This window comes from Paenibacillus sp. P4_E11, from assembly GCF_056401635.1.
In genome coordinates this window covers 1-1,560 of sequence record NZ_JBFUIX010000440.1, presented here as the reverse complement: position 1 = coordinate 1,560, position 1,560 = coordinate 1, and the positions used below count along the sequence as shown (strand labels likewise).

Annotated in this window: 1 protein-coding gene; it reads right to left on the bottom strand. The window is 47.3% G+C overall.

The annotated features are described in order from the left end of the window. Nucleotides 1–1,416, bottom strand: a 1,416-nt coding sequence (locus AC1DWB_RS34920; protein WP_477545660.1) for a hypothetical protein, incomplete at its 3' end; no start/stop codon positions are given. Between the last annotated feature and the right edge of the window lie 144 nt (nt 1,417–1,560).

The window sequence follows — 1,560 nt, the reverse complement described above, 5'->3', positions numbered from 1 at the left end:
GGTTAAGTCCTCGGCTAATTTTTTGGAAACAACCAAAGCGCGTCCATGCTCTCCTAGCGCATCAAATTCTTGCATTAAGCGGTATCCTGTCGCAATATGTTCAGGTCCTCCAGATTCATTCAGCAAGAACTTAGATTCAGCTTCCGGAAGGTTCTTTACAGCTTCATTGGCTTTGGCGACGCTCTCCGCATTGGTCGCCCGTTCATATGTTTGGTCTGTATTTTTTATAGCCGTTTGTAACTCGCTCGAGAAATTACCATTATCAAGTTGATTTTTGTAGTTTGCTCTAGTCAGTTCTTCTTGAGCAGATACAGGCGTTTCCGGTGCTACCGAAGGTTGATCTACTCTAGCAGTAGTAGGAGTTTCAGCGGTCAAATCCGCGAGTCTCACAGGACCTTTGGGATCAGGTGTAAATGGAACGATGTCCGGTGCAGAGTCAGGCGCTAGGCTTTGACCGGGTGCGAATTCGTCTTGCAGTTTCGGTCGTAATGGATCTAATTTTGGAGCAGTAGGAACAGTTTGTTGTGCTGCTTGTTGTTGATTAGTTCGTTGTCCCATCCTTGCAAATACCCCGCCTAGTGCAACATCACCTGCACCACCTAGAACCGTATCGAAGGCAATATCCTTCAGTCTGCCACCTAATGACTGGTCATCGCCTGTTGCCGCTTGAAGACCTTCTCGCATTACACCGAACCCCGCACCAGTTCCAGCACCACGAGCTAGCGTATTAATCAAAGCCGCTGCGTCCACCCCTCTATTCCTTGCTAGAGCCTCAACCGCTTCTCTAGAGGCTGGTGACAAGGATTCAAGACCTCTTATGGCTAGTTTCCCTACTGGCTTACCAACAACTTTAAACGCTCCGGCTCCAGGAGCTAACGATCCAGCAACTTGACCCACAATGTCCGTTACTTTTTCCGACGTAGTTTCAGGGGCGCTGAATGGTGCAGTGATCGGATTATTTCTTAATGTTGCCCCTTTCCTAGCGGCAACCCCTCTTGTTAATTGAAAGGGGTCTACAACGTTTGCAGCAACCCGCATAGCGGCATCCGTTACCGGGCCGAGAGTGGCATCATAAAGATTCTTCTGGGCGCGTACTAACCAAGGTTTTTCGGCCCATCTTGCTTCTTCGGCTAAACGATACGTTTCTTTTTTAGCAATTTCTGGTGCCGCCTTTTCCGCTGCTTGGACTACTCTTGACTGACGAATTCCAACTGGTATTTCATCGATTACTTTCTCCTTATAAGCTTCTGACTTCTGCACAACTGGAGACTTTCGTAAATCAAGCGGTGGACTTGGGACACTTGGAGGTTTCTCGGATTTTACGCTAGACGATTTTTCTTTTAAACGGTTGAATACCCCGCCAGAAGAACGACTGGTTGATTTTTCTCCCGTCTGTAACTTTTCAAATACCCCCATCCTCACCACACCTCCTTTTAATCAAGACCTGCTGCTTTTCTCAGCGCTAAATATCCATCATATCCATAGTCGCCAATAAACATTTGTGCGTTGGATTCCAACTTTGCTGCCTCACCTGGGTTAGCAATAAGGTAAGAAACATCC